General features: G+C 65.0%; 1 protein-coding gene and 1 pseudogene. One reads left to right on the plus strand and one right to left on the minus strand.

Features of this window, described 5'->3' with window-relative positions:
• A pseudogene (locus ACY45C_RS12365) lies at positions 1-269 on the minus strand (phosphoenolpyruvate carboxykinase (GTP)); the annotation flags it as partial.
• 282 nt (positions 270-551) lie between these two features.
• Here ACY45C_RS12365 and trhA point away from each other — a divergent pair.
• The gene (gene trhA, locus ACY45C_RS12370) at positions 552-1,286 is read left to right on the plus strand and encodes a PAQR family membrane homeostasis protein TrhA (RefSeq protein WP_462187767.1); all 735 of its coding nucleotides are present in this window, start codon (positions 552-554) and stop codon (positions 1,284-1,286) included.
• Positions 1,287-1,296: the final 10 nt, after the last annotated feature.

Genomic DNA, 1,296 nt, shown 5'->3' on the forward strand with positions numbered 1-1,296 from the left:
CAGATATAGGTACGGTCCTCCACGCGGGCCACGTCGCCCGGGTCCGAGGCGGCGTAAAAGCTGTTCGGACGTTTCTCGTCATTCAGCCGGACCAGGGTCCCCTGCTCGATCAGAAGGGAGGTCAGCCGATCGAACTCCGCGTCTGATCCATCGCACCACTCAACCCGGTCCGGCTGAGTGAGTTCGGCAATCTCGCGCACCCAGGCAACTAGCCTGGCGTGCCTCGTGGGGGCCACGTCCAGCCCCGAAACCTGTGCCGCGGTTGTCACAGCTCACACCTCCGGTCGAGTCGAACCTGCCGCGCTCTCTTCCCATATGCAGGTGCCCACTTGAGAACTCGAACGTACTCGTGGACGTTCAGACAAAACCCACAATATAGGGGGAGTTCGAGGCCACGTTCAGGATCATTAGACTGTACCGCGCGTTCCGTCCGCAGTCGCGCGATAGCGAGTGCGCAGAAGCGCCGGATCCATCACGCACCGGTACGGACCGACTGCTGCCGTCCGGCTCCGCTTCGTGACGGCACTGACCCTCGGGTTATCGTTCTCGGCGTGGCTTCCCTCGTACAGCAGCCGGCCGGGCCTCCGCAGACGGACATCGCCTCGCACCCGCGTGACCTGGTGCGACCGCGCATGCGGGGATGGCTACATGCCGGCGCGTTCCCGATCAGCCTGACACTAAGCGTCATTGCGGTGGCGCTGGCTACCACGCTGCGTGCCCGGCTCGGTATCGCAGTTTACGCCCTGAGTATTGCGGCCCTCTTCGGAACGAGCGCCCTCTACCACCGGACGATGTGGTCGACATCACGCGCCCGGGCGCGCATGAAACGCCTCGACCATTCAATGATCTTTGTTTTCATCGCCGGCACTTACACCCCTTTCGCCCTGATTGCGATGCCGCCGACGACCGCTCGGGTGGTCCTGGCGGTGGTGTGGGGAGGGGCAGGACTCGGCGTCGCCATCCGGATGCTGTGGCTGCACTCGCCGCGGTACCTGACCGTGCCGCTCTACATCGCGCTCGGCTGGGTGGCCGTCTTCGTGATCCCGGAGCTCGCCCACCGGGCCGGGATCGCCTCGATGGTCCTTCTGCTCGTGGGGGGGGTCTGCTACAGCCTCGGCGCCGTCGTCTACGCCTGCCGGCGACCGGACCCGGTGCCCACGATCTTCGGCTACCACGAGGTGTTCCATGCCTTCACCCTCGTCGCCGCGACCTGCCACTACATCGCGCTGCTCTTCGCCATCTACTCGGGCCTGTTTGGGAAGTTCATCGGGGCAGCCATTCGTTGATCGCGGCGAT

The sequence above is a fragment of the Frankia sp. CcWB2 genome, from assembly GCF_977927585.1.